We start from the raw sequence: 1049 nt of genomic DNA on the forward strand, positions 1-1049 counted from the left end.
TCGGCCGTCAGCGAGGCCCGCATGGAGCGGTCGCCGAGCCGCAGCTTGAGCAGCGGTCCGACCTTGGTGCCGAGGCCCTTGGCGGTGGCTATCGCACGGTCGGCGGCGGCCAGTTGGGACTTCAGCCTGCCGCTCGCCCGGTCGGTGACGGACACCTCCGCCGACTTCAGGGCGGCCGAGCGCAGGCTCGTGCGCCAGGCGGAGTCGCCGAGCGAGCGCGCGATCGCCCGCGCGGCCCGGTCCTGGGCGGCGGTGACCGCGGACGCGGTGGCGGAGTGTGCGGAGGCCGCGGAGGCGGAGTGGGCCGCGACGGGGGCGGGAGCCGCAAGGGCTGCGGGGGCCGCGGTCAGGGTCTGGGCCGCCGCCAGGACGACGAGGGTGGCCGCGGTGGCGGCCGTGGTGCCACGTCTACGGGTGTGACGAGGTCTCACGGGGATCGATCCTCCCGGATACGAGTGGTCAGAGGGTCGGTGACGCACTGTCAGAGGGTGGTGCCGGGTGGAGCCGGTGAACCGGTGAACTGGTTTGGTCGTGAACGCCGTGCGGAATCTATGCGAGTAGATTCCGGCTATGGTGTCGTGGCATGTCATATGCGCAAGGTCTTCACACCGCTCGCAGATGAACAATCCGTGCGCCCCTGGTGGTTGGCGGTCGGCCCGTCAGCCCTCCGCGGCCGCGAGCCCCCGCAGCAGGACCGCCGTGAAGTGCCGTACCCAGGCGTCGTCCGCGGGCTCCGCGCTCACCAGGGTCCGGTGGACCACCGCGCCCGCCACCATGTCGAAGATGAGGTCCACCGTGCGGGCCGTATCCTCGGGGCCCGTCTCCGGAGGCAGCTCCCCGCGCCGCTGCGCCCGCTTGCGGCCCTCGATGACCAGCCGCTTCTGGCGTTCGACGATGGAGCCGCGGATGCGTTCGCGCAGGGCGTCGTCGCGGGTGGACTCGGCCACCACCGCCATCAGACCGTTCCTGGCCTCGGGCCGGGCCAGCAGGTCCGCGAACTGCAGGACCACGCCCTCGATGTCGGCGGCGAGTGTGCCGCAGTCGGGCAG

Annotated in this window: 1 protein-coding gene and 1 pseudogene; both read right to left on the minus strand. The window is 72.6% G+C overall.

Annotated elements, in window-relative coordinates; genetic code table 11:
- Positions 1-431, minus strand: a pseudogene (locus AB0I77_RS53960) (DUF3103 domain-containing protein); the annotation flags it as partial.
- Between the two features lie 228 nt (positions 432-659).
- Positions 660-1049, minus strand: a 390-nt coding sequence (locus AB0I77_RS53965) for a TetR-like C-terminal domain-containing protein (RefSeq protein ID WP_363290396.1), incomplete at its 5' end; no start/stop codon positions are given.

It is taken from the genome of Streptomyces sp. NPDC050619 (assembly GCF_040654815.1).
In the GTDB taxonomy this organism is placed as follows: domain Bacteria; phylum Actinomycetota; class Actinomycetes; order Streptomycetales; family Streptomycetaceae; genus Streptomyces.